The sequence below is a fragment of the Arthrobacter antibioticus genome, assembly GCF_030063205.1.
In the GTDB taxonomy this organism is placed as follows: Bacteria; Actinomycetota; Actinomycetes; order Actinomycetales; family Micrococcaceae; genus Specibacter.
Genome location: NZ_JASISQ010000002.1, coordinates 382,669 through 406,686, shown reverse-complemented (window position 1 = coordinate 406,686; position 24,018 = coordinate 382,669). Strand labels below are relative to the sequence as shown.

Here is a 24,018-nt window from a genome sequence, read left to right as displayed (position 1 = left end):
GGGTCTATGGATAAGTCTAAGAGAAGGTTCTGATAGTTTCCCGCGTACCGTAGTGTGCCGTGGCGAGCTGCGCCGGTGCCAACGGGCTGACCCGAACCACATCACCTACCACCACCACTGCCGGGTTGCGGACTTTACCCCTTTGGGCGAGGTGGACAATAGTGCCTAAAGTGCCGATGGTGACGCGCTGGTCCTTGGCATAACCGTTTTCAATGATAGCTACTGGGCAGTCCTGCCCACGGCCGGCGGCGGCCAAGATCGGTATGGAACGGTTGAGCGTACCCACCCCCATCAGTAACACCACTGTGTGCTCGCTACCCTGCGGGACGTTTTCAAGTTCTTCGTGGCCACTGATCATGGTGAAGGCCTTGGCCAGGCCACGGTGTGTGACAGGAATCCCGGCTGCGGCTGGAACGCTCACCGCGCTGGTGACTCCAGGGACGACTTCAACATCAACGCCGCTTTCCCGGCAGGCGATGGCTTCCTCGCCACCACGGCCCAGCACGTACGGATCCCCGCCCTTAAGGCGGACAACCCGGTTCCCCGCCTGTGCTTCGTGGACAAGGATGGCATTTATTTCAGACTGCGGGACGGGGTGGTGTCCGGGTGTTTTTCCTACCTCGATGATTCTGACATCATCGCCAAGAGTGTCAAGCAGTCCTCGCGGGCCAAGCCTGTCGGCCACGACAACATCGGCCTCGGCCAGGAGCCTGCGCCCACGTACCGTGATGAGGTCTTCGGCACCGGGACCGCCACCCACAAGAGCCACCGAACCTAGTCTCTTGTGCTGGGCTTGGGTAGCTGCGGCGGCGGTATTCCGATAACGCCGTAACGGCAGATCCCCGCTTTCCAGGGCCGCGGCGATGGCGTTTCGGATGGAAACTGCCCGCAGCGGGTCTCCCCCGGCGTTAACTGCCACTTTAATGTCCTGCACCGTGGCCACGGCCGGCGTCCATGCGCTCGACTCGGTGGCGTCGGAATGGTTCACGCACCAGGTCTTGTTAAGTTCGGCATCGTGCGCAACTTGGGTATCCACATCCTTTTTTTGGCTGGCTGCCACCGCGTACCAAATGTTGGCCATGTCGGAGCTTTTGTAGTTCCGGGCATGCCAGCTAATCAATCCTGCGGCAGCCAACGCCTGAGCCGGGGCGCTGAGAACCGGAGCCACCAAGGTCACGTGAGCTCCGGCGTCGAGCAGGGCCTTGGCACGACGTGCTGCCACGGTGCCCCCGCCCACTACAAGGACGGGACGGCCAAGCAGCCGCAGGGAGGTTGGGTAAAGATCCACAATTGCCATGAAATGACCTTAGATAAGTGAGGTATTGAGTGAGAAAGTGGGCGTTATACCCGTTCATGGGAAGTCACAGGGGGACATATTCAAGCCGCACCGTGAGTGCGTGCGTGCAACCGTTATCGGGTACTTCCAGCCAGCAAACCACGGCCATGCAACAGCCGTTTTTCCACCGGGGCAAAGACCAGTAATTCAACGGCAATGCCCACAAAAAGAATGATCAGAATCGCTGACATGACAATGCCCATGTCGGAGAGCTGGCGGCCCTGCTCCAGCAGCGAACCCAAACCAAAGCCGAGGCTGCCGCCCATGGCGATAATCTCTGCGGCCATGAGGGAACGCCACGAGAACGCCCAGCCCTGTTTCAGTCCGCCAACGTAGCCAGGTAGTGCGGCCGGAAGCACCACATTCACGGCCATCTCCCAACGCGAAGCACCCAGGATCTGTCCCATGCGTCGATATTGCGGCGGGATTTGATCCACACCGGAAATCAAACCATTGATAATTGAGGGGATGGCCCCCATGAACATGACGAAATAAACGGTGGCGTCGGTGAGCCCGAACCAAACGATGGCTGCCGGTACCCATGCCACGGACGGCAAGACTTGCAGACCGGAGATCAGCGGTCCGAATGCGCGGCGCAGGATCCGGACCTGGGACAGCAACAGACCAATGGGAGTGGCCACCACAATGCTAATGGTGAAGCCGATGATTCCGCGCTGCAACGACGTCCAAATAGCGCCTTGTGAGGCGCCTTCTTGCCACAGTGTCCCCAATGATGCCAGCACATCCAGTGGACCCGGCACCAGGTCGCGGCGCCGCAGCCCCAACGAAACATAAAACTGCCAAGCCACCACCAGGACAAGGAGCGCGGCCAAGGGCAACAACACCCTGGACATATCGATCCCCCGGCGTTCAACAGCCTCAGACTGCAGGGAATCCAATCCCGCTTCCAGGGAACGCAGCTCATGGGCGCTACTGAACTCATTCAGGGGGGAGGTTACTGTTTCAGGCATGTCGGCGGATCTCCTCGCGCAGTCGAGCGGTGATGTCCCCGGTGAGCTCCCCTGCCGCGCTGACATTGGTTTGATGTTCTTCGGTGACTTCCCACTGCGCCACAACTCGTCCGGGTCTGGAAGAAAGTAGCAGCACACGCTGGCCCAACCGCACGGCTTCGGCCACGTTGTGAGTCACAAAAATAATGGTCCTGCCGGTTTCTTTCCAGATCCGTTCAAGTTCGTTGTGCAGCAGGTCCCGGGTGATGGCGTCAAGTGCGCCAAATGGCTCATCCATCAACAGCAATGGCTTGTCCTGCGCCAGCGCCCTGGCCAGCGCCACGCGTTGGCGCATCCCGCCGGAAAGTTCATGGGGACGTTTGTTTACCGAATGGCCCAGATTCACCAACTCAAGTAACTCGGCCGCACGCGCCTTCCGCTCGGCTTTATGTACACCGCGGAGTTTCAGGGCAAGTTCCACGTTGCCACGTGCGCTGAGCCATGGAAACAGGGACGGGTCTTGAAACATGAATGCTGCACCCGCCTCCGGAACTTCAAGTGCACCGGAGGAGGGTGTGTCAAGACCTGAAATGATGTTCAGCAGCGAGGACTTCCCGCAGCCTGAGGCCCCAAGCAGTGCCACAAATTCACCTTGGTGCACCGTAGCGCTCACATCCTCCAGCACCAACGGCCCTGTCCCGAAGCGTTTACCCAAGTTTTCCAGGACGACGGCGGGTGCCCGGCCCACGCCGTCGGCCCCGCTTGCGCTGTTAGTTCCGGCGGGGCGGTCAGCAATCAGCAGTTCAGTCATTCCGCACCTAATCCCGCTGCCGTTACGGGTTGTTCCCCGGCAGCCTTGAGTACCTTATTAAGCAATGTCAGTTCAAAGAGCCCGTTGAGGTCCGCCGGTTTGGAAACCCCTGCACTGACTCCATGCTCTAGCAGGGTGGGGAAAGTGCCGGCCAGCGGATCATAGGTAAAAACCAGCTCGGACAGCGACCGAGCAATGACCTTCTCCTCCAACGGTTGACCAATGGCCACGGTCAGCGCCTCGTTGATGACCGTGCCAGCTTGCTCTGGGTGCCCACGCAGCCAGCTGACCGACTCAACATGTCCTGCCAGCAACGCCTCCACCGTTTGCGGATGCTGCGCCAAAAATCTCTTGTTGACAGCTAACACCGTGGTGCTGAACTCTCCGTTCTCCCAGAGATCAGCTTCGTTAACAAGTACTTTGGCGCCGGCTTGTTCCACCAGTCGGGAGGCCCAGGGTTCGGCCACCCAGGCGCCGTCGATCTTCCCCTCTTGGAACAACCGCAGCGTCTGGGCGTTAGTTGTGGGATTAATGCTGACATCTCCCCCACCAGAAGTGTTGGTGGATAGTCCGCGGTCGCCCAGCCACTTACGCAGTGCCACATCCTGGGTGCCACCCAATTGCGGGGTGGCGATGGTCTTGCCACGGAGTTGGGAAACATCGGTGATATCCGGGCGGACAACGAACTGCGCTCCCCCGGAAGCAACCCCAGCAATGATGCGGATGGACTCGCCACCGCTTTGCACAAATGAATTCAGTGCAGGGTTGGGGCCAAGGTAGGCGGCATCAATGGCACCGGCGTTGAGCGCCTCGACGGCTGAAGGACCATTGGTGAAGACCTGTGTTTGCAGTGCGGCTGCACCTAAATCCTTGGCAAAAAATCCTTTTTCAACGCCAACCAGGGCCGGTGCGTGAGTGAGGTTGCCAAAATAACCCAGCTTGAGCAGAGCCGCTGGTGCGGTTCTTGTGGCCACGGTTTCGGCAGCTACCTCTTTCGAGTTCACTCCTGCCACGGCGGCCCCGGCTCCGATCAGGGCCACAAGGGCTGCCACGATAAAAATCTCCATGGTGCGCCACTTGTGTTGAGGCTGCTCTCCGGCCACGATGCGCCGCAGTGGCAGTCCAGGACGGGCCGATGACGCTTCTGGCTGGTGCCCGCCGGATTGGCTTCCCCTTGTATTCATGCCTAAACGGTAGGGAATATGGCTGCCCCGCTTCAATGAAGGGGACTCCCAAGGTCACGCAGGTTCATGCAACGTCACAAAGAGTTGATGTTGCGAACCCGGCTCACTTCACACCGGAAAGTGCGGTCTCGGCTAACCGTGATCCGTGTCTGTCCGGAGCCTGCGCAACCGCGAGCGCAGTTTGGTTTCACGGTTGGTGTCGCTGCCAACCTCCTTGGTGGCGTCAACATAAGACTCCCCAAACGATTCCAGCAAGAGATCATCGGCAATGCGTACCTGCCCCGGGGAGAACCTATACGCCATGAGCTGGGCCACGCGCTGCGGGTCGATGGACTGGAACCACTCTTCTGCGGCACTGACAGTATCGATTCCGTTGGCCGCAAGGATCCGGACCATCCAGTCGTACTGGTTTTCCTTGCTACTGCGGTATTTAGGAAAGGCGCGGGTCAGCACATTTTGGAGGGACCCGGCGTCGAGCAACTGCGTTTCAGGAACGCTGGCAATAGCGCCTTCGGCCTGCAGCCGCTTTAAGGTGTCGCTGATGTTCACGAACTGCTGGTCTGCAAGTTCAATGAGAGTGGAAGCCATGGTGAAAGCGCGGCTAATCTCGGCGTTGTCCCCGCTTGAGCCCTTGAAACGAATATCGTGCTCAAATTCAGCCCAGGCATGCTGGAGGACAGTGCGGATCTGCACCTCAAATCGGTAACTGGGGAACTCCTGGCATCCGCTGGGTGCACCATCCGCCGGGATCTGCAGCGTCAGGTGGCGCCCGGCGTAGCCAATGCCACCGTTTTTTCGCATCATGGCAGTTTTATCTTCATCATCCAAACAAGTGAACTGGCTGCTCAACGCAATCGCCACCGCCTCTATGTCAGATTCCACGAACAAGATAACCCGGACCCCGATCAAGTCATCCAAGCATTCCAGGCCGCCGGGATATTTCAGATTGCCGTGCTCATCACGGCGAGCCAATTTTTCGGCTACGGATTCGGCCTTCTTGACCCTGAACTGCACGTCATGGTGATTAAGACCGTCATCATGGAGCCGGCCCACGATCGTGTTGCGGATTGCCTGGGCCGCTTGTCTCAGGGCTGCTGCCTGGAAACGTTGGTCTTCCACGGCTGCCCCCGCGCCCGTTGCGATCGAACTGTTGATGGTGTCCCCCTTGCCATTCCCGGCAGGGCCAGCCACCCGGCCCTTGTTTTCAAATTCTCCCACCTTCACAGGGGTTGTCCAGCCCAACTCTTGCCAGCGTCCAAGGAGCCATACTAAAGCGAACCCCTCTGCGTATCGGCATAGTGTTGGCTCACAAAGCCGTTGGCAGGCTCCTGCTCCCAGGACCAACCAGATCTGTACCGGCGCTTACGTGCCCCGGCGCCCGTTTCAGGACCGGCACAAGGTGAACCACAATCAGCAGCAGCCAGGTGACCACCACAAACGGCCAGGTGTAGAGGGCGGGCACACCCTGAAAGAGCATCGAAAGCGCACCGGCAAGCAGCGCTCCAATCGCTGCCAATGCCCATGGTTGCCAAGAACCAGCCACGAATAACGCAGCCATCGCAATAGCCACCAGCACACTGGAGTATCCCAGCATGCCATGTCCCAATAACAGGGGCTCCGCGCCAATGACCGCGGCCATCACACTTGTCAGCACGCTGCCTAAGATTGCTGCCACCCCAACTTTCCACTGGGAGAAAAATAAGGCTGCCAGGATCAACCCGCCAGCAATGACGGAGTCAATGAGCATCACTTGGGAGACATTGGCCAAAATGGAGCGCAGAAAAAGTGCAAGGGGGGATCCATCCAACGCAATGTAGGCCGGAGCCACGCGGCGCTCAGCCGTGGCAAAGAACAAGATGCCGGCAACAATGCAGAACGGTGCGGTAATGGAGGGCAGTTTGAGGGGCTCGAGTAGGGCTGTGCGGAATACTCTTTGAACCACCCATGTGACGGGCGCGCACGCAGCGCCTCCCAGAACCGCAGCAATGGCTCCAGGCACACCGCCACCGATGGCTGCGAAAGCTGCCGCGCCCACTAGCGCTCCACAAAAACCATGGTCCCCAGCACGCACCACTGCGGCCGGTGCCCGCATCAATGCCCCGCTCGCGGTGGAAGCTGCGGCGCCCAGTATTGCCAGCAGCGCCATCTGCCAGCTGGCCACGGCGAAGGCAGCAAGAATGAGCAGGCCCGGGAGTATTTGAGCCTGAAAGAAGATCTGCGAGAAACCACGCAGAAGCGTACCGGCCGCTCCCCGGGGCAGGGGTCCCCTCGATGGTCGGGCGGCTTGTTGATTATGTTCCACATCGAGACTTTACTCTCGGTTCTAAGTACTCTGACACACGGCGCGCAGGTAAGTGGATTCGGTGCCAAATCTGCATTGAACACGTTCCCGAAGAACATGAAGACTTTGTCCAGAGCCATCAACACTTCCACGTCAACGGATCGCAGAGCCCAAAAAGCCGCCGGTTGCGGGTAAAGAACCCCGTCAATGGGGGGCTTTACCCGCAACCGGCGGCTTTTTTCACACACGTGGCGCTAGATACTGTAACGGTCGCGATCACCCGGGTGGTCTCTGACTAGTCCGGCCGCCAGGGTGTTCCCATCCTGCGGATCGATCACTAGGAACGCTCCGGTCCGGCGGTGGCGGGCGTATGATTCCACAGGCAGCGGTGAAGCCAAACGAATTTGGGCGGTGCCAATGTCGTTTAGTTCCAGACCGGAAGCTCCTGCATACGCAAAAGACTCCAAATCCAGCTTGCCCGTCACCGCACGAACCAACCCCTGCACAGTTTTGCTGCCATGTTTGATCAGCACTTTGGCCCCCTCGCGCAGCGGTTTAGCGGACAGCCAGCACAGTTCGGCGTAAACATCTTGGCTGACTTCCCCAAAGGTGCCGGTTGCTGCGATGACGTCTCCACGGGCAATGTCGATCTCCTCGCTCAGACGCAACGACACTGACTGCGGCGCCACAGCCGTATCCAGCGCACGCCCGGCAAAGTCGATGCCCACCACCGAAGCGATGCGTCCCGAGGGCAACACCGTAATTTCATCGCCCACGGATACCTCTCCGGAAGCTATCTGCCCGGCATAGGCGCGATAGTCGCGAAAGGAGGCTCCGGCGTCGTCCGCGTCAGCAAGCTCAGGCGCCAGTGCCCCCTGGGGACGGATCACTAGCTGAACCGGGAACCGGAACGGCTCAAGCCCACGCTCCAGTTCATCGGTCGTGGCCAGCGTCTCCAACAGATCAAGCAGGCTGTGACCGGTGTACCAAGGGGTGTGAGCGGAGCGCTGGACAACATTGTCACCCTCCAGCGCGGACACAGGGACCACCACAACGTCAGTGAGCCCAATGTTGGCCGCAACTTCCTGAACATTGTTTTCAATGTCCCGGAATATGTTCTCACTGAAACCCACCAGATCGATTTTGTTCACGGCCACCACCACATTGGGCACCCGCAGCAGGCGCAGCACCGAAAGGTGGCGCCGGGTCTGCTCAAGCACGCCTTTGCGCGCATCGATCAGTACGACGACGGCATCCGCCGTCGAAGCGCCCGTCACCGTGTTCTTGGTGTACTGGATGTGTCCGGGGCAATCGGCAAGAATGAAGCTACGGCGGTCCGTGGCGAAGTAGCGGTAAGCCACATCGATGGTGATGCCCTGTTCGCGCTCGGCACGCAGGCCATCGGTGAGCAGAGCCAAGTCGATCTTCTGGGTGCTGCCATTTTCCCCACCGAAACCGCGGGCCGCAGAGGTGCGGGTGACGGCGTCAAGGGTGTCTGCCAGGATGGCCTTGGAATCGTGGAGCAGGCGGCCCACCAACGTGGACTTGCCGTCATCGACGGAGCCCGCCGTGGCGAAGCGAAACAGAGTGGCTTGGGCCAGTGGTGTCTCGTTGATAGTTGCGCTCATTAGAAGTAGCCATCTTTCTTGCGGTCTTCCATGGCTGCCTCGGAGATGCGGTCATCGGCCCGGGTGGCGCCACGTTCGGTCAGGGTTGAGGCGGCAACTTCGCGCACCACGTCGTGAACTGTGGCTGCCTTGGATGCCACAGCCCCAGTGCAGGACATGTCCCCCACCGTGCGGTAGCGCACTTGTTTGAGAACTACTTCCTCATCGGGGCGGGGTTGGGAGACTTCACCCACGGCACGCCACATGCCGTCGCGTTCAAACACTTCACGCGCATGGGCGTAGTACAGCCCTGGCAGTTCTATATTTTCCCGCGCAATATAACGCCAAATATCCAATTCGGTCCAGTTGCTGATCGGGAACGCGCGTACATGCTGGCCCACGGTGTAGCGGCCGTTATACAGGTTCCATAGTTCTGGCCTCTGATTGCGCGGGTCCCACTGGCCAAACTCGTCACGCAAGGACAGGATGCGCTCCTTGGCACGTGCCTTATCCTCGTCACGTCGGCCCCCACCAAAGACGGCGTCAAATTTGTTCTTGGCTATGGCATCCAGCAACGGAACCGTCTGCAGCGGGTTACGCGTTCCGTCAGCGCGCTCACTCAGTTCGCCGCTGTCAATGAATTCCTGTACGGAGCCCACTTCCAGGCGTAAGCCCAGACGTTTCACCGTACGGTCACGGAACTCGATTACCTCGGGAAAGTTGTGCCCGGTATCCACATGCAACACAGGGAAGGGCACTTTGCCCGGCCAAAAAGCCTTTGTAGCCAGGTGCAGCATCACCACGGAGTCTTTACCTCCGGAGAACAGCAGCGCCGGGCGCTCAAATTCGGCCACAACTTCGCGGATGATGTGGATGGCTTCAGATTCCAGCAGATCAAGGGAATTCAGCGCAGACTCGTTTAGTGCGCTCAGGTCATTGTCAATTATTTGAGTACTCATACGTGTAGTCCGCATTCTGTTTTGGAGGTTCCGGCCCAGCGTCCACTTCTTGGATCGGCGCCGGGGGCCACTTTGTTGGTGCAGGGCGCGCAGCCGATGGATGGGTAACCCTGGCCCAACAATGGGTTCACCGGCAAAAGGTGCTCCTCGGAGTAACGAATCAATTCCTCATACGTCCAGGTGGCAACGGGATTCACCTTGATCAGGCCGTTCTTTTCATCCCATTCCACCAAGGGTGTGTTGGTTCGGGTGGGTGCCTCGTCGCGTCGCACGCCAGTGAACCAGAGCTCGTAACCTTGCAAGGACCGGGACAACGGCTCCACCTTACGCAGTGCACAGCATTGGGCAGGATCACGGGCGAAGAGGTCTTTGCCCAGTAGCGAGTCCTGCTCTGCCACGGTGTTTAGCGGCAGCACATCAACCACGTTCACACGCAAGTTCTCCGCCACCTCATTACGCGTCGCGTAGGTTTCCGGGAAGTGGTATCCGGTGTCCAGAAACAGCACATCAACACCGGGGAGTTGCTCGGCCACCAAGGCCGGCAGGACGGCGTCGGCCATGGAACAGGCGACGGCGGCCGCACCCGTGGCGAAATTCGCCACCACCCAGCCAATGACGGCCTGTGCCGACGCATCCGCGCTTAGTTCCGCGGCACCGGCGGTGGCGAGCGCCCGTAGCTCAGTCTCGGAGCGAAGCCCCCTGGCTTTAGCGGGCGTTTCTGACACGCTTGTGCTTGAAAAACTCACGTCAGCAGCTCCCCATCTACTCTGTGGGCAAACTCGGCAAAAGTTTCATCAGCCAGACGGTGGGACGCATAGCTGCGAATGACCCGCTCCACGTAATCGGACAGCTCATCGACAGCCACCTTGAGCCCACGGACGGTGCGCCCCAGCCCAGCCTCTTCCCGGTCTCGTGAGGCCAGCCCACCACCAAGGTGAACCTGAAAACCACCTGTTGTGCCGCCGTCGTCCGTGGGAACAACAATGCCCTTGAGCCCAATATCTGCTGTCTGAATCCGAGCACAGGAGTTGGGGCACCCGTTGATATTCAAGGTGATGGGCGCTCCCAGCACGCCAGCGTCAACCAAATCCTTCATGCGCTCTTCCAGCTCTTCAATGACGTGGATGGCGGTGTCCTTGGTATTCACGATCGCCAGCTTGCAAAACTCAATGCCTGTGCAGGCCATGGTGTTGCGGCGGAAAATTGAGGGCCTGGCTGACAATCCGAGAGCGCCCAGTTCGGCAATGACGGTTTCCACATTCGCTGTGTCTATGTCCAAAGCCAGAATTTTTTGATGCGGGGTAGTGCGCAACCTGTACGAACCCTGCGCTTCCAACAAGTCCGCCAGGGCAACCAGGGTGTCCCCGGAGAGCCGACCCACCAAGGGGCTGGAGCCGATGAAGAACTTGCCATCCTTTTGTTCATGGACGCCCACATGGTCGCCTAAATCCTTGGCTTGCGGCGGAACAATGCCGTCCGGAAGTTTGCGGCCCAAGTATTCTTCTTCAAGGATTTGACGGAACTTTTCTACGCCCCAGTCTGCGATCAAGAACTTCATGCGGGCCTTGTTGCGCATCCGGCGGTAGCCATAGTCGCGGAAGACGCTGGTAACGGCTTCCCAAACTGCGGGCCCATCTTCCGGCGGCACAAATACGCCAGCCCGCTGGGCTAGCCGGGGTGCTGTTGAAAGTCCGCCGCCTACCCAGAGGTCGTAGCCGGGACCCAGCTCAGGGTGCAAAACACCCACAAAAGAGACATCGTTGATCTCGTGCACAGTGTCTTGGTTGGGGTGGCCGGTGATGGAGGTTTTGTACTTGCGGGGCAGGTTGGAGAATTCTGGGTTGCCGATGAAGCGTCGGTTGATTTCCTGGATGAAATCCGTCGGATCAAGGAGTTCCTCCTTGGCTATCCCAGCAACTGGCGAGCCCAGGATTACGCGGGGAACATCGCCGCAGGCTTCAGTGGTTGAAAGCCCAACCGCTTCCAGACGGCGCCAGATTTCAGGCACATTTTCCACCTCAACCCAGTGCAGCTGGATGTTCTGCCGGTTGGTCAAATCTGCAGTGCCCCGCGCAAAATCGCGGGAAAGTTGGCCAATAACGCGTAGTTGTTCGGTGGTGAGGCGCCCGCCGTCGATCCTGACGCGCAGCATCAGGAACTTGTCCTCGAGCTCGTGCGGTTCAAGTGAGGCTGTCTTGCCGCCGTCGATCCCCTGTTTACGCTGCGTGTACAGTCCCCACCAGCGGAAGCGTCCGTGCAGGTCGTCATCAGTGATGGAATCAAAACCTTGTTTGGAATAAATAGTCTCGATGCGGTGACGCACGGACAAACCGTCATCGTCCTGCTTCCATACCTCAACCGGGTTCATGGGAGCCTTGCCGTCCACCTTCCACTGGCCGTGGGGCTTAGTGGCGGGACGTCTGCGGGTGGCGGGAGCATCGGCCGCGGCGCTCGCTCCGGCTAGAGCTGTCTGTGTCATGGAACGAGCGTAGATTGCCTCATGCCCGGCAACAATCACGAATGCAACGCGGCTTCACCTCGGGCAACAATTCGTCACACCGACCATTCTGGTGCTCATGTATGCGCCACTTCTGCGCGCCGTTGTTCGCCAACGTTGCGCCACAATGTTTGCTGCACAAGATCCGAGGTTAACGACGCGCTGAAGCGATGGTTGCCAAGGCTTGTTCCACCCACTGGAGCATAATCTCGGGGCGATAAAGCACAATGGCTGCCGGAATTCGAAGCCGCCAGACGCCATTGAGCACGTACATGGTGTCCCGCCGAAGGTCCTCAACCCATCCTTCTGGCGTGTTGTGGTACTTCTGTCCGTCCACTTCGATGCCGAGCACCCCATCGACAAGCAGGTCCAGATGTCCAGCATTTTTGATGTAGGCCTGAACCTGGACCGTGTACCCAGCATTCCTGAGCTGGTAACGTCCACACGTTTCAGCAATGGACATTGATTGCATATCAATCATGTCCACAATCCGGCGCGCACGTGCATCTTTTCTCTTGGTGAAGACCCGCCGATACTGGGCCATGGTGCACTTCTTGAGCACCACCGCGGACTCTAAAATGCAGAGCGCCTCCATATCGGAGCTGCACTGAAGACAATGACGAAGGCAGTCCCAAAATGTAGCCCTGCCGCGAACCCGGTGCACAACACAACCCGCCACTGCCCTCCCATGAGATGTCGCCACGTGTGGTTGGGACGGACTGTGCAGAACCCACAATTTCATGCGCTCAGCCCGGCTAAGACAGTCAAGGGTGGCTAAACTCTGAGCCAAGTGCATATCGAAAGCGTCCGCACCTGGCAAGGAATAGACCCCTCGCCCACTGCGGCTTACCGAGCCGGAGGCGACGGCCTGCTGGAGCGCCCACGCAGTCACACCACGGTCCAAAAGTGCTTTCCTCGGGGCGGTCTTCCCCAGTAATGTCAATACCGTTTCAACTGACTTCTTTTGATTCATCAACCCAGCATGCGCCCACAGCTCTAAGCGCAGGAGCCCAAAGTTGAGAATGTGGATGACCTGCTGAGGAGCCCGTGCTGTGGAGGAGTAAACGCACATCGATTCTGCGCGTGGTTTGCTGCGAATACTGCGCCACAATGTTTGTGGCGCAGTATTCGCAGCGAACCACGCGCGGAAGAGGTGCTCGGGGCTAGTCCGCCCGGGACACAGCCGCGTCAAAATGTTCCAGAGCAAGTTCTGCCACCAGGCTAGAGGGCAATAGCGGCGGCGCCACGAGGTCAGCGCCGGCGCTGGCAAGCTGATCATGAAAATGTCCCGGCGCCAATAAGTAGGAGGCTACAGCAACCCCGCCAACCCCCTCAGATCGCAGCTGTGCCACGGCATCATGAACAGAAGGCTCCGCCCCAGCCCCGTACCCGGGAAGAATCCGTTGGGGGCGCCGCACAGCTAAATCGGCGGCAAGCACCTCAATTTTTTCAGCCGCCTCTGGGCGTGAGGACCCCGCCGCCGCCAGCACTATGCCCCAATCTTCCGGCAGTGTCCCCAGACGCTCATCGAGCAGCTTTGCCAATCTTGGATCCGGTCCAAGTGGTGCAGCGGCAACCGTGTTGGCGCGGGCAGCAACAGCCTCGGCAATATCTACTTGAATGTGGAATCCCACTGTCAGTAACAATGGAACCACCACGGCCCGGATCCCAGGTGCTAGGCCTGACAACACATCTGGAAGGGCAGGTTTCTGGACGTCGACGTAGGCTTCCATGACGCAAAGTTCGGGACGCAAAGCAGCAATCTCGTCCCGCACCTGATTGATGCGTGCCTGGCCCTGTGCATTGTTGGTGCCGTGGGCACAGGCAATCATGAGCGTCTGTAGCGGCATGGTCAGCATCCTTTTTCGATGACTCGGTTGACTCGTTGCTGCCAATGTACGGCACAAGATACTCAAAGCCATGATTACTTTGCGCCAGAAGTCGGCCTGAATTTTTAGAGAATTGCTGATCACGATAGCTGAACCGATTGCGCTTTACTCCGGTGGAAGGCCCCAAGAAGAATAGCAACTGACCGGACAGAATCTGGAGCCCAAAAGGAGCCCACCTGCCACGATCACAAGAAACATGACACTGGCCATGGCGGCTGTTGCCGCTGTAATCTCATTGCAAGCGGTGTCCTTGTTTCCGCGTCCTGCTTGACGATTACTGCTTGGCGCTTACTGTTGGGGCACAACGTATAGGAGGGCCATGTAATGGGTGCCATAGACGAAAAACAACCGCATAAGATCCCACATATTTTGATTCTTGGCGGAGGCTATGTGGGCCTCTACACTGCGTGGGGTCTGCGCCGATCCCTCCCCCGCTCCGCGGCGCGGATCACTGTGGTGGAACCTAATCCATACATGACCTACCAGCCTCTCCTGCCGGAAGTAGCAGGTGGTGAGCTTGACGCCCGCAGTGTTGCAGTAGATTTGTCCCGCGCTTTGAAAGGTATGAACCTGTTCCGCGGGAGGCTGATTTCAATGGATGTCAGCGAACGCACCGCGCACGTGGAATCAATCACAGGAGCCACCTCCACAATGGATTTTGACCACGTGGTGTTAGCCATGGGTGCCGTCAGCAGAACCTTCCCCACGCCGGGGCTAAAGGAGCAGGGAATCGGTTTCAAAACATTGGCTGAGGCAGTCCATGTCCGCAACAAGGTACTGGGCAATATTGCCGCGGCGGACGCAGCAACTGACCCGGCCCAGCGAGCCAAGGCATTGACGTTCGTGTTCGTTGGCGGCGGGTACACCGGTGTGGAAGCCCTCTGCGAGCTCAGTGATCTGGCCAAACTTGCTGTGGACGAACACCCCACGCTTGACCGTAGCGAGCTGCGCTTCGTCCTAGTCGAGGCCTTGGACCGAGTAGCTCCGGAAGTAGGGCCCACACTCTCAAAGTTCACCCTGGCCCAATTACGTGAACGTGGTGTCGGTGTTCGGCTGAAGACCACCATGAAGTCATGTACTGATGGACAGGTGGTGCTCAGTGATGGAAGTACCTTTGAGGCAAACACCATTGTTTGGACAGCCGGAGTCAAACCCAACCCCGTGTTGGATAACACTGATGTGCCACGAGGACCGAAGGGGCATGTCAGCGCCAATTCCAAGTTACAGGTCATCGACAAAGACGGCATCCCGGTGCCAGGCATCTGGGCGGCCGGTGACAATGCGCAAGTCCCTGACCTCAATGCGGCCAAACAGCCTGCCTTCTATGCTCCGAACGCTCAAAACGCCATGCGCCAGGCAAAAGTGTTGGCGCAAAATATTGTTGCTGATCTTGACGGAGAACCGTTGATCGAGTTTAGGCATAAATCTTTGGGCACCTTGGCGAGTTACGGGGTGGGGCGTGGCGCCGCCGTCGTGCTGGGTATTGAACTAAAAAACAGGCCAGCCTGGCTCGTCGACAGGCTTTACCACGGGCTTGCAGTGCCCACATTTAACCGAAAATGGCACGTGTTTGCGGCTTGGTTCGCTGGCGCATTCGCTAAACGTGACCTGACAGCACTGCCGGAGGTTGAGCACCCGCGGAGGGCCTTTTTAGAAACGTTTACAAGGCAGGACTAGGACTCTCAGCGTTTCTTCGCGAACGCCGTGCGCAACGAGAGTTTCCGGGAATATTCAATGGATCCGTAGCGGAAAAGGTGCACAGCAATGCGCAAAGCCAGAGCACCAAAAATAAACAGTTCTGCAATGACTATGACAGTTGAAACGCCATCCAGAGAGCCGAAGGCGTTGCGCAACATGGCCGTGATAGGAGCCGTAAAGGGGAAGAATGTGAAGATTTGGACAATGACTGAGCCGGGATCGCTGACAATCATTGTCACAATGTAAAACGGGATGAACATGAGGATCATCACGGGCGTAAAGACGGTACCAGCGTCTTTGGCCGTTGGCATGACGGCGCCAATGCCCACCAGCACGCCTGTGAACAAAATGAAGCCGCCCACGAACAATAGCGCTCCAACCAGCATGGGCACGAACTGCGGTTGCAAATTCGAGAGATCAAATTCAGGCATAGCAAGCTGTTCGCGGAAGAACACGTAACCAAGCACCACAGGCGCGGTAAACACCAACGCTTGAAGGGCGCCCAGTAGGAACAGCGAAATCATTTTGCCAACCACAAGTGTTGTGGGGTTGAGCGTTGTCAGGATCATTTCGGTGACACGATTTTCCTTCTCCTCCAGTGTGGAGGCCAGCATCTGGTTTGCGAGCAGGATGATCACCACGTAAAACAGCACCAAAAACAGCATTGGCGGCACAACTGTCTCCAGCCCGCCGGAGATTTCGCCATCCTTAAACGTTTGTGATTCGGTACTGAATTTCCCCTGGAGTGCCTGTGTCAGCTCTGGTGAACCCACATGTTTTTGGGCTGAGAGTATGAGAAGTTGCTTGGCCACAGCCTCATACGTACCGTTTTTGAAGATTCCTTGATCTGCACCAAAGACCAGCAGCGGGTCCTGGGACAAGTTCGCCGGAAAGCTGAAGTAGGCGTTGAGTTTCCCTTCTTTGACACGGTCGACGGCGGTGCTTGGCTGTTTTTCCAAGGAACCACCCATGTCTGTCGCCAACGCCGGGTCGATCAAAGCAGAAGCGTCGGAGTAGCTGAAATTAAGGGTCTCGTTCTTTTGCGCCTCGGTGCGGGATTGCGTGGAGGAACTGCTAGCGAAAACCAAGGCAAAAACGATCCCCAACAACACGGGGATGGCCAAGGTTGCTATCCAGAAGCGGCGCTTTTTCACGGTTCTAAAGAACTCAAATTCCACCACTGTACGCAAGTTGTGCCGGGCCATTTCAGTTCACCAAGTCCTTGAGCGTACCGGGGGAAGCCTGGGCTGCGGCTTCCCCATACACCTGGATGAAGATGTCTTCCAAACTGCGCTTTGCGGCAACAAAACCACGCACAACCACCCCTGCAAGAACCAGTTCTTTGCACACCAGCGCCTCATCCACCTCATCGGGTAATGACAATTCCGCATAATTTCTCTCGTGAAGAGTGATTTCATAGTGCGGGGACTCTGGGATTGAACCGGAATATTTGAGTTTGATGGTTCGTCCACCAAAGTCGTTTTGTACCTCATCGATGGTGCCGTAGGCCTCAGCTTTGCCGTCCTTTAGGAGAATTATACGATCGCACAACCGTTCAACTTCTTCCATTTGGTGAGTGACCATCATGACAGTGGCACCGGCTTCCTTGCGTTCCTCAATGATGTCCATCAGCAGCCGCCGGTTCACCGGGTCAAAGCCTTTGGTGGGTTCATCGAGTATCAACAACTCAGGTTCGTTCATGATGGTCACACCCAGTTGGATTTTCTGCTGCTCGCCACCGGAGAGTTTGTCCACGCGCACATCAGCTTTGTCCCCAAGATCCACCCTGTCCAAGTACTGCCGGGAAAAGTTTTGTGCCTGCTGTTTTGAGAGGCCCTTAAGCCGACCAAAATAACTCATCACATCCAGCACGGACTCTTTTTTGTACAGCCCGCGCTCCTCCGGAAGGTAGCCAAGCCGGGCCCCGTAATCGTCGCTGAACACTTTGCCGTTGATCTCAAGGGTTCCCGATGTGGGCCGGTAGATACCTAGCAAAGCCCTTATCGTCGTCGTCTTTCCACTGCCGTTGCTGCCAAGAAAACCAAAAGTCTCCCCCCGCGCAACGTCAAAGGACAGCCCCTCAATGACTTTCTTTTGGCCAAATTGCATGTGGAAGTCCTGCACATGAATTAGTGGCGGTGCTGCATCCATGTCTTCACACTAGTCATAAACCGCCCAGCTGATGAGCGCTCCTTTGGCCGGATTTGCGAACACGCCGTAAGCTTGGCGCTGCTGCCACCTTTCCGCACCTACTGATGAATATGCCCATGACCTTTGACCTTCCGTTAGTGCTCGATCTTTTGGGCGTCTTTTTCTTTGCCGTCTCTGGCAGTCTGCTGGCGGCCCGCAAGGGATTTGATCTGGTGGGTTCGGTTCTGCTGGGCTCCATGGTGGGTTTGGGCGGTGGCGTGGTCAGGGACATCGTCCTGAACCAGGGCCCGCCCGCCGCCTTTGTGAACCAGATTTATTTGGTCCCACCCGTCCTTGCTGCCACCTTGGTTTATTTCACTGTGCAAAATGTCCAGCGCAGCGGAAGGCTGCTTTACATGTTCGACGCCGGCGGGCTGGCTTTGTTTTGCGTCACCGGTTCGCTGAAGGCGCTTGAAAGCGGAATGAACCCTGTGGCCTCCATTTTGTTGGGTGTCACCACCGCGGTGGGTGGCGGGATCCTCCGCGACATCACAGCCAACGACGTACCTAAAATCTTTGACCCAAAGGATCTTTACGCCATCCCAGCATTTGCGGGGGCAGCCCTGACCACAGCGTTGTGGCATTTAGACTGGCTGAACCTGGCCACAGGAACCGTGGCCGCCGTGGTGGTGTTCATGCTGCGTCTGCTCAGTCTGCGCTACGGCTGGCATGCTCCGCTCGCTGCCCGGAGCTGGGCTGCGAGACGTCCCACTCGCGGCTAGAATTGTAGAAAGCGCATCACTGCACCGCACGCCAATTTTCGGAGATTTGAATGTCTGACATGTTCGTAGAGAAGTTCCGCGCTCTGGTGCCCTTGTATCTGGAGGGCACGTGGCAGGATGCCGATGGCATCACGTGGGAAGACCTCGACGCCGTGTTTGGCGAATTACAGATCACGGTGCCGCTAGCCCTGCGCGAATTTTTGCATGCTTTGGGTAATTGCGAAGAGCTCATGGAGGCCTACTACTACTTCTGGGACCCTGAAGAACTTGAAATAGAGGACGGTTACCTTCTGTTTCTGGAAGACGAGGATGAGGCTTACACCTGGGGCATGCTTGCCGATCAAGGCGAGGTCCCCGACCCGATCGTGTGGCGACGGAACAACGCCACAGGCGAATGGATTAACGAAGAAGGTACCTTCAGCGAGTTTGTGTTCGACATGCTCGATTGGGTATTCGGGGACGAAGACTGATCCTGTGTAACTATAAGGTTCCAGCTATGGGAATATTCATCCGGTGGCGGTAGCGTTGCGTTATGGACGCACAGCAGCCTTTATCCTCCTTAGTTCCGGACCCAGCTGACATTGTGGGCCTGGTCGAACAGATGGTCGACGGTAGATGGCCACGCTCAGAGTTTGATCGAAAAACTCTGTTCCTGGACCTTGGTTTCACTTCTGGCGCCAGCTGGGAAGACGCCGCCACGGCCACGGAGACTCAACACTACTCACTGGGTCTGGGGCAGCCGCGTGAAATCATGTCCTCGTGGACCTCTCACAATGGCCGCTTCGTGGGGATAAGTATGCACCTTTACTCATCCATGGACACGGATAACCCCTCAACCCGCCAAGGTTATGAGGATTTCCGCCGCCAGTTCACTGCCCTTTACGGTGAGCCGGCCAACCCCTGGCACGATCCCATGGTGCCTGCTTGTGTATGGAATGTGAATGGACGCAGAATTGCTATCCGTTTCTTCAACCTCCAGCACAGCTCCATGATGCTCAGTGTTGAAGACGCGGGCCTAGCTAATGCCGCGGAAGCCGCGGCACGACGCCAGAATGCCCCCACCAACTGGAACAATAGTGTTGCAGGGGCTAGTCCCTTCAACCTTCCTGGCTTTGGTTCAGAAACTAACAAGCCAAGAATTTAAGCGCAACTAAACGTCGCGATCCACCACGGCTTCGGCAAATGTTGCTAGTGCTGTTTTGACGCTGCTTTCTGGTAGTGGCGCAAGTGCGGCAATAGCAGCCGCGGACCACTCACGAGCCACCGCCCACGATTGCGCTGTCACAGGGTGCTCGCGCAGAGCCGTCACGGCAGCGGCCAAAGCCTCATCACGGCTCAGATCTCCGTCCACTAGCTCCAGCACGGACACAGCAGCTACGTCACCGGCGGCCGCAGTTTTACGCAGTAACAGGACGGGTAGCGTTGGTACGCCTTCGCGCAGATCCGTCCCGGGGGACTTCCCTGAAACCTGCTTTAGCCCTGTGACATCAATAACGTCGTCGGCGAGCTGGAAAGCCACACCCACCTTTTCACCGTACTCAAGCAGAATCTCCTCGATGCCCTCATCAACCCCCGCAAAGATAGCGCCAAGCTGTCCCGAGGCCGCCACAAGTGAGCCGGTCTTATCGGCAATGACGGAGAGATAGTGCTCAATGGGATCTTCGTCTTCACTCGGTCCCACAGTTTCATGGAGTTGACCCAGGCAGAGCCGTTCAAAAGTGCGGGCCTGGATGCCCAGTGCTTTTCCACCAAGTTCCGAGACCAGGATTGAAGCGCGGGCAAAGAGCAGATCCCCGGTTAGGATTGCCACTGTATTGCCCCATATCTCGTGAGCCGTGGGGGCTCCGCGCCTAAAGGGCGCGGAATCCATGACATCATCGTGGTACAAAGTGGCAAGGTGAGTCAGTTCAACTACGACGGCGGCCTGCACCACCTGTGCGCGGTTGGGGTCGCCAAGATGGGCAGCCAGGAGCACCAGCAACGGACGAATCCGTTTGCCGCCCGCCTCAACTAGGTGGCGGCTGGTGGCGTCAGCAAGCGGGTCAGAATGCGCAATCGCTTCCCGCAGCCTCTTCTCCACTCTGGCCAGGCTCATGGAAATGGAGGGACCCAGTTCTGGATCGCCCGCTACGGCTGAAAAACCTGACGGCAGTTGCATCTCCGTGGCGATAGCCATGGTGCTGGGATTTGGATCGTGCGATTCAGGGCGCCCTTGACCGGCAGGGGCCCAGCTGTGGTTCGCGGAAGTAGTCACTACTTAACACTAACTATTGGAAGGGATTGTTGCTTGGCGGTGGCGGACATGTCCTGGTTTCCGGTAGCGGGAACCATTTTCTCCAGTAAATGAATCACTCTATCCTCAAAACCATGTTCGTCCTTGTCGGTGAGGTTGGCCATCAGGCGCACCACAAAGCGCATCAGCACCGGCAAGGGCATTCCTGTGCGCAACGCCAACTTCATGATGCCGGGTTTGCCAATGAGGGATGCGAACATCCGGCCCAAGGTGAAGTGGCTTCCCCACTGCTCACGAACAAAGCCGCTATAGCCCGAGAGCGCATAATTAGCGGCCAGCGCCGAGTTTGTTCCAGCTGCCCGGACAATGAATTCGGCCGCGAATCGGGCCGATTCCATGGCGTAGGAGATACCTTCACCGTTGAACGGGCTGACCATGCCGCCGGAATCTCCCAGCAGCATGAGACCGTCAGAGTAATGCGGTGTCCTGTTGAAACCCATGGGTAGCGCCGCTCCACGGATGGGACCCACTTGGTTTTCAGCAGTGAACCCCCATTCGGGGGGCATACCAGCGGTCCAGTCGCGCAGCACTTGACGGTAATCCAATTTTCCAAATTCTTTGGAGGAGTTCAAAATACCTAAGCCCACGTTGGAAGTGCCGTCGCCCACCCCAAAGACCCAACCGTAGCCGGGGAGTGTTTTTCCCTCTGGTGATTTCAGCTCCAGCCACCCCTCCATCCAGTCATCGTCGTGACGAGGAGAGGTGAAGTAGGTGCGGTAGGCCACGCCCATGGGCCTGTCATCACGTTTTTCATGCCCTAGGGAGACAGCTGTGCGGGTGGAGTTGCCGTCCGCGGCCAGCACCACGTCGGCAAAGAAGTCCCGCGTCTGGCCCGTCTTCCGCCCAGTCTCATCCAAAACTGACGCCCTGGCACCCACAACAGTTCCGGCGTCGTCTTTTAAAGCTGTCATGACCGAGTGCCCCTCATGGATCACGGCACCTGCGGCACGAGCATGGGCGGCGAGTGACTCGTCAAAACCAAGGCGGGTGCGGATGAGGCCGTAGTTGGGGAAATTGCTGAGCTCGGGCCACGGAACTTCAATACTGCGACCCCCGGCAATCAAGCGCAGACCCTTATTGCGGCGCCAGCCTTCGGCGGGGTCGTGCGGCAGGCCCATAAGTTGCATTTCACGAACGGCCCGGGGGGTAAGTCCATCACCGCAAACCTTTTCACGCGGGAAACGTGTCTTTTCCAGCACTGTGACTTCGATCCCGGCGGTAGCCAGGTGGTAGGCCGCGGTGGATCCGGCAGGCCCGGCGCCTACAACAAGTACCTTCACGATGGGTGGGGGTTCCTTTAGTTGGCAGGGTTGGTGGCAGGGGTGAATGCAGGCACGGAGCTCTGCAGAGGCTTCACGGCGCGATGCACGGCCACAATACCGCCACTGAGATTCCGGTAGGCAACCGATTCCCAACCGACCTCACTGAGCCAAGCCGAGAGCTTGTCTTGATTGGGCCAGGTCCGGATGGACTCGGCCAGGTAAACATAGGCGTCCGGATTAGAGGCAGCCTTTTTGGCGATAGATGGCAGGGCTCGCATCAAATACTCGGTATAAACAGTGCGGAACAGAGAAAGTGTGGGGTGGGAGAACTCTGCCACAACCACTTTGCCTCCGGGTTTTGTCACGCGCAACATTTCCCGAAGCGCCTTCTTGGGATCCACAACGTTGCGCAGCCCAAACGAGATAGTTGAGGCGTCAAAAGAGTCATCGGCGAAGGGCAGATTGGTGGCATCCCCGGCAATAAAGTCAATATCTGGGCGGCGACGCTTACCAACTTTGAGCATGCCTACCGAAAAGTCGCAGGCCACTACGGCTACCCCGGCGTCAGCAAAAGGCTCACTTGAAGTTCCCGTGCCAGCAGCTAGGTCTAACACCCGCTGACCGGGTAGCGCGCCCACAGCATCCACCACAATGCGACGCCACCGCCGGGTCTGTCCCATGGACAAAATATCATTGACGATGTCGTATTTAGGCGCCACGTCGTCAAACATGGCGGCCATTTCTTCCGGACGCTTCTCCAAAGATGCACGGTTCACCCTCATAGTCTCTCAAACTTTGGCTGGATTTGTGCATCAGCGGCCTTTGGCTGTGGGCCATCACACGGCAGCTTCTCCAGCGTTCGGCACCGAGGCGAGTAATCTGGAGACATCATGACTGCTTCCTTGGGCACTACTTCGCTGCGCACTCTGACTCTGGCCCTGGATCCAGCCACGCTGGCTGAGCTAGGTGTGAGTGGTCCCGCGCACCTTTTAGGCGCCGCCTCCACCGACGACCCCATGTGCTGGCTTCGCCGCGGCCAAGGACTGCTGGGCTTTGGCGAGATCACTACGTTTAGCGCTCGTGGCCCCGAACGGTTTGCTGACGCAGAGTCATGGTGGCGGGAGTTGCTAGGCGAGGCCCGGATTGAAGATTCTGTGCGCATGCCGGGCACCGGTCCCATGGCTTTCGGCTCCTTTGCCTTCTCCAAAAAGAGCACTTTTAACTCGGTGCTGATTGTTCCGGCCCTCGTGGTTGGTTTCGCCGATGGGGCCGCGTGGCTCACCCAGCTAAGCATTGATGGCACGGTTCCCACCGCGGAGTCGGCTTTGGATCTTTTCCGCGAAACAGCTGCGGGGGCCCTCTCACCGAGCATTTCCAGCCCCCTTTCAAGCGCCGCTTCCGAGGAGTGTTCCATGCCGTCTGAAGTCTCCGCGGGCACCGTGCGTTCCGGAGCGCTCACCGAGGAACAATGGATGCAATCAGTAAGCGCCGGTGTGCAGGCGATTGCCGGCGGTGGGCTTGAAAAGGTCGTTTTGGCCCGAGATGTTGTTGCAACGTTCCCTGAACCCCTGCAGAGAGTTTCAATTCTGCAACGATTGGTGGAGCTTTACGATGAATGTTGGACCTATGGTGTCCGCGGTCTAGTAGGCGCCACACCCGAAATTTTGATCAAGGTGGAGGGCTCAATGGCCCAGGCCCGAGTATTGGCTGGAACCCTGGATCGTGAGGATGAACCCGCCGGTTCCTCCGGTTTTGCGGATGCTGTCTTAGGCGGCTCTGCCAAGCAGCGCCAGGAACATGACTTCGCTGTTCGATCCCTCACCAGACAGTTGGCGCCTTTCGCAACTGACCTTTCTTTCCCACCAGAACCGTTCATCCTGGAGCTCCCCAATGTGTGGCATCTGGCCTCAGATGTCACCGCCGAACTCGCTAGCTCAAATGGTCATCTGCCCAGTTCGTTGGCGCTAGTAGCGGCCCTCCACCCCACAGCAGCGGTATGCGGGACGCCTCGTGAGGATGCTGGAGAGCTCATCCTAGAGCTGGAAAAGATGGACCGTGGACCCTATGCCGGTCCCGTGGGATGGCTTGACGGTGCCGGTAATGGCGAGTGGGGAATCGCCCTGCGCGGGGCAGTACTGGAGGATGCCCACAACGTGCGGCTCTACGCCGGCGCGGGCATTGTTCAGGCGTCCGACCCGGCTGCCGAACTGGCAGAGACATGGGCAAAATTGAGGCCCATGCTGCAGGCCCTGGGTCTGCCAAACCACCCTTAGGCCGATTCCGTGTCTGCGGAGTTTGCACCGTGCCAACCAACCGTGCCTTGCAAGCTGCGCCAATAA

At 58.1% G+C, this 24,018-nt stretch carries 22 protein-coding genes; 5 read left to right on the top strand and 17 right to left on the bottom strand.

What is annotated here, in order from left to right; translation table 11 throughout:
- Positions 1-16: 16 nt before the first annotated feature.
- The 12 genes from cobA to QMG40_RS06960 all read right to left on the bottom strand — a co-directional run bounded on the left by cobA (position 17) and on the right by QMG40_RS06960 (position 13,475).
- Positions 17-1,297 (bottom strand): uroporphyrinogen-III C-methyltransferase, encoded by a 1,281-nt coding sequence (cobA, locus tag QMG40_RS07015; RefSeq protein WP_283529799.1) that lies wholly within the window; start codon positions 1,295-1,297, stop codon positions 17-19.
- 113 nt (positions 1,298-1,410) lie between these two features.
- Positions 1,411-2,307, bottom strand: coding sequence for an ABC transporter permease (locus QMG40_RS07010; protein WP_283529792.1), 897 nt, complete (start codon positions 2,305-2,307; stop codon positions 1,411-1,413).
- Positions 2,300-3,097, bottom strand: a complete 798-nt coding sequence (locus tag QMG40_RS07005; protein WP_283529784.1) for an ABC transporter ATP-binding protein — start codon at positions 3,095-3,097, stop codon at positions 2,300-2,302. Before QMG40_RS07005 ends, QMG40_RS07010 begins: the two co-directional genes overlap by 8 nt.
- On the bottom strand, positions 3,094-4,281 hold the full coding sequence (locus tag QMG40_RS07000) for an ABC transporter substrate-binding protein (RefSeq protein WP_459252965.1): 1,188 nt from the start codon (positions 4,279-4,281) through the stop codon (positions 3,094-3,096). The genes QMG40_RS07005 and QMG40_RS07000 overlap by 4 nt, the downstream gene beginning before the upstream one ends.
- Before the next feature lie 132 nt (positions 4,282-4,413).
- Entirely contained in the window at positions 4,414-5,505 is a 1,092-nt protein-coding gene (locus QMG40_RS06995; RefSeq protein ID WP_283529781.1) for a GTP pyrophosphokinase, read from the bottom strand.
- 82 nt (positions 5,506-5,587) lie between these two features.
- Positions 5,588-6,583, bottom strand: coding sequence for an urea transporter (locus QMG40_RS06990; protein WP_283529779.1), 996 nt, complete (start codon positions 6,581-6,583; stop codon positions 5,588-5,590).
- A 233-nt stretch (positions 6,584-6,816) separates the two neighbouring features.
- The gene (locus QMG40_RS06985; RefSeq protein WP_283529774.1) at positions 6,817-8,190 is read right to left on the bottom strand and encodes a sulfate adenylyltransferase subunit 1; all 1,374 of its coding nucleotides are present in this window, start codon (positions 8,188-8,190) and stop codon (positions 6,817-6,819) included.
- Positions 8,190-9,128, bottom strand: coding sequence for a sulfate adenylyltransferase subunit CysD (cysD, locus tag QMG40_RS06980; RefSeq protein ID WP_283529767.1), 939 nt, complete (start codon positions 9,126-9,128; stop codon positions 8,190-8,192). Before cysD ends, QMG40_RS06985 begins: the two co-directional genes overlap by 1 nt.
- The gene (locus QMG40_RS06975) at positions 9,125-9,853 is read right to left on the bottom strand and encodes a phosphoadenylyl-sulfate reductase (RefSeq protein ID WP_283530132.1); all 729 of its coding nucleotides are present in this window, start codon (positions 9,851-9,853) and stop codon (positions 9,125-9,127) included. Before QMG40_RS06975 ends, cysD begins: the two co-directional genes overlap by 4 nt.
- Positions 9,854-9,870: 17 nt before the next feature.
- Positions 9,871-11,607 (bottom strand): nitrite/sulfite reductase, encoded by a 1,737-nt coding sequence (locus tag QMG40_RS06970; RefSeq protein ID WP_283529759.1) that lies wholly within the window; start codon positions 11,605-11,607, stop codon positions 9,871-9,873.
- Between the two features lie 169 nt (positions 11,608-11,776).
- Positions 11,777-12,598 carry a hypothetical protein gene (locus QMG40_RS06965; RefSeq protein ID WP_283529741.1) on the bottom strand — a complete coding sequence of 274 codons (822 nt, stop codon included), beginning with the start codon at positions 12,596-12,598 and terminating at the stop codon, positions 11,777-11,779.
- A 190-nt stretch (positions 12,599-12,788) separates the two neighbouring features.
- Entirely contained in the window at positions 12,789-13,475 is a 687-nt protein-coding gene (locus QMG40_RS06960; RefSeq protein WP_283529734.1) for a sirohydrochlorin chelatase, read from the bottom strand.
- A 363-nt stretch (positions 13,476-13,838) separates the two neighbouring features.
- Here QMG40_RS06960 and QMG40_RS06955 point away from each other — a divergent pair, with 363 nt between their 5' ends.
- The gene (locus QMG40_RS06955; protein WP_283529728.1) at positions 13,839-15,191 is read left to right on the top strand and encodes an NAD(P)/FAD-dependent oxidoreductase; all 1,353 of its coding nucleotides are present in this window, start codon (positions 13,839-13,841) and stop codon (positions 15,189-15,191) included.
- A gap of 5 nt (positions 15,192-15,196) precedes the next feature.
- Here QMG40_RS06955 and QMG40_RS06950 read toward each other — a convergent pair whose 3' ends face one another.
- On the bottom strand, positions 15,197-16,417 hold the full coding sequence (locus QMG40_RS06950; RefSeq protein WP_283529721.1) for an ABC transporter permease: 1,221 nt from the start codon (positions 16,415-16,417) through the stop codon (positions 15,197-15,199).
- Between the two features lies 1 nt (position 16,418).
- Positions 16,419-17,363 carry an ABC transporter ATP-binding protein gene (locus tag QMG40_RS06945; protein WP_283529711.1) on the bottom strand — a complete coding sequence of 315 codons (945 nt, stop codon included), beginning with the start codon at positions 17,361-17,363 and terminating at the stop codon, positions 16,419-16,421.
- 110 nt (positions 17,364-17,473) lie between these two features.
- Between QMG40_RS06945 and QMG40_RS06940 the strand changes: the two genes are divergently transcribed.
- The 3 genes from QMG40_RS06940 (at position 17,474) to QMG40_RS06930 (ending at position 19,268) form a co-directional block, all read left to right on the top strand.
- Positions 17,474-18,124, top strand: a complete 651-nt coding sequence (locus tag QMG40_RS06940) for a trimeric intracellular cation channel family protein (protein ID WP_283529691.1) — start codon at positions 17,474-17,476, stop codon at positions 18,122-18,124.
- Positions 18,125-18,174: 50 nt separating this feature from the next.
- Positions 18,175-18,594: a hypothetical protein gene (locus QMG40_RS06935; RefSeq protein ID WP_283529687.1), complete on the top strand. Its 420-nt coding sequence runs from the start codon at positions 18,175-18,177 to the stop codon at positions 18,592-18,594.
- A 62-nt stretch (positions 18,595-18,656) separates the two neighbouring features.
- Positions 18,657-19,268, top strand: a complete 612-nt coding sequence (locus QMG40_RS06930; protein WP_283529679.1) for a hypothetical protein — start codon at positions 18,657-18,659, stop codon at positions 19,266-19,268.
- A 6-nt stretch (positions 19,269-19,274) separates the two neighbouring features.
- On the opposite strand, the gene QMG40_RS06925 is transcribed toward QMG40_RS06930, so the two are convergent.
- From QMG40_RS06925 to QMG40_RS06915, 3 genes are read right to left on the bottom strand one after another with little or no spacing between them, the layout of a single operon-like run.
- A complete protein-coding gene (locus tag QMG40_RS06925; protein ID WP_283529672.1) occupies positions 19,275-20,378 on the bottom strand; it encodes a polyprenyl synthetase family protein in 1,104 nt (367 codons plus the stop codon).
- Positions 20,378-21,697 (bottom strand): geranylgeranyl reductase family protein, encoded by a 1,320-nt coding sequence (locus QMG40_RS06920; protein WP_283529665.1) that lies wholly within the window; start codon positions 21,695-21,697, stop codon positions 20,378-20,380. Before QMG40_RS06920 ends, QMG40_RS06925 begins: the two co-directional genes overlap by 1 nt.
- 17 nt (positions 21,698-21,714) lie before the next feature.
- Positions 21,715-22,455 carry a demethylmenaquinone methyltransferase gene (locus QMG40_RS06915; protein ID WP_283529657.1) on the bottom strand — a complete coding sequence of 247 codons (741 nt, stop codon included), beginning with the start codon at positions 22,453-22,455 and terminating at the stop codon, positions 21,715-21,717.
- A 114-nt stretch (positions 22,456-22,569) separates the two neighbouring features.
- Here QMG40_RS06915 and QMG40_RS06910 point away from each other — a divergent pair, with 114 nt between their 5' ends.
- Positions 22,570-23,952 carry an isochorismate synthase gene (locus QMG40_RS06910; RefSeq protein WP_283529649.1) on the top strand — a complete coding sequence of 461 codons (1,383 nt, stop codon included), beginning with the start codon at positions 22,570-22,572 and terminating at the stop codon, positions 23,950-23,952.
- The last annotated feature ends 66 nt before the right edge of the window (positions 23,953-24,018 follow it).

Coding starts and splice junctions, on each gene's coding strand:
- QMG40_RS07005 (WP_283529784.1), bottom strand. CDS start 3,097: ATGACTGAACTGCTGATTGCTGACCGCCCCGCCGGAACTAACAGCGCA.
- QMG40_RS06945 (WP_283529711.1), bottom strand. CDS start 17,363: ATGGATGCAGCACCGCCACTAATTCATGTGCAGGACTTCCACATGCAA.
- QMG40_RS06970 (WP_283529759.1), bottom strand. CDS start 11,607: ATGACACAGACAGCTCTAGCCGGAGCGAGCGCCGCGGCCGATGCTCCC.
- QMG40_RS07010 (WP_283529792.1), bottom strand. CDS start 2,307: ATGCCTGAAACAGTAACCTCCCCCCTGAATGAGTTCAGTAGCGCCCAT.
- QMG40_RS06940 (WP_283529691.1), top strand. CDS start 17,474: ATGCCCATGACCTTTGACCTTCCGTTAGTGCTCGATCTTTTGGGCGTC.
- QMG40_RS06965 (WP_283529741.1), bottom strand. CDS start 12,598: ATGAATCAAAAGAAGTCAGTTGAAACGGTATTGACATTACTGGGGAAG.
- QMG40_RS07000 (WP_459252965.1), bottom strand. CDS start 4,281: ATGAATACAAGGGGAAGCCAATCCGGCGGGCACCAGCCAGAAGCGTCA.
- cysD (WP_283529767.1), bottom strand. CDS start 9,128: ATGAGTACTCAAATAATTGACAATGACCTGAGCGCACTAAACGAGTCT.
- QMG40_RS06955 (WP_283529728.1), top strand. CDS start 13,839: ATGGGTGCCATAGACGAAAAACAACCGCATAAGATCCCACATATTTTG.
- QMG40_RS06950 (WP_283529721.1), bottom strand. CDS start 16,417: ATGGCCCGGCACAACTTGCGTACAGTGGTGGAATTTGAGTTCTTTAGA.
- QMG40_RS06935 (WP_283529687.1), top strand. CDS start 18,175: ATGTCTGACATGTTCGTAGAGAAGTTCCGCGCTCTGGTGCCCTTGTAT.
- cobA (WP_283529799.1), bottom strand. CDS start 1,297: ATGGCAATTGTGGATCTTTACCCAACCTCCCTGCGGCTGCTTGGCCGT.
- QMG40_RS06930 (WP_283529679.1), top strand. CDS start 18,657: ATGGACGCACAGCAGCCTTTATCCTCCTTAGTTCCGGACCCAGCTGAC.
- QMG40_RS06960 (WP_283529734.1), bottom strand. CDS start 13,475: ATGCCGCTACAGACGCTCATGATTGCCTGTGCCCACGGCACCAACAAT.
- QMG40_RS06985 (WP_283529774.1), bottom strand. CDS start 8,190: ATGAGCGCAACTATCAACGAGACACCACTGGCCCAAGCCACTCTGTTT.
- QMG40_RS06910 (WP_283529649.1), top strand. CDS start 22,570: ATGACTGCTTCCTTGGGCACTACTTCGCTGCGCACTCTGACTCTGGCC.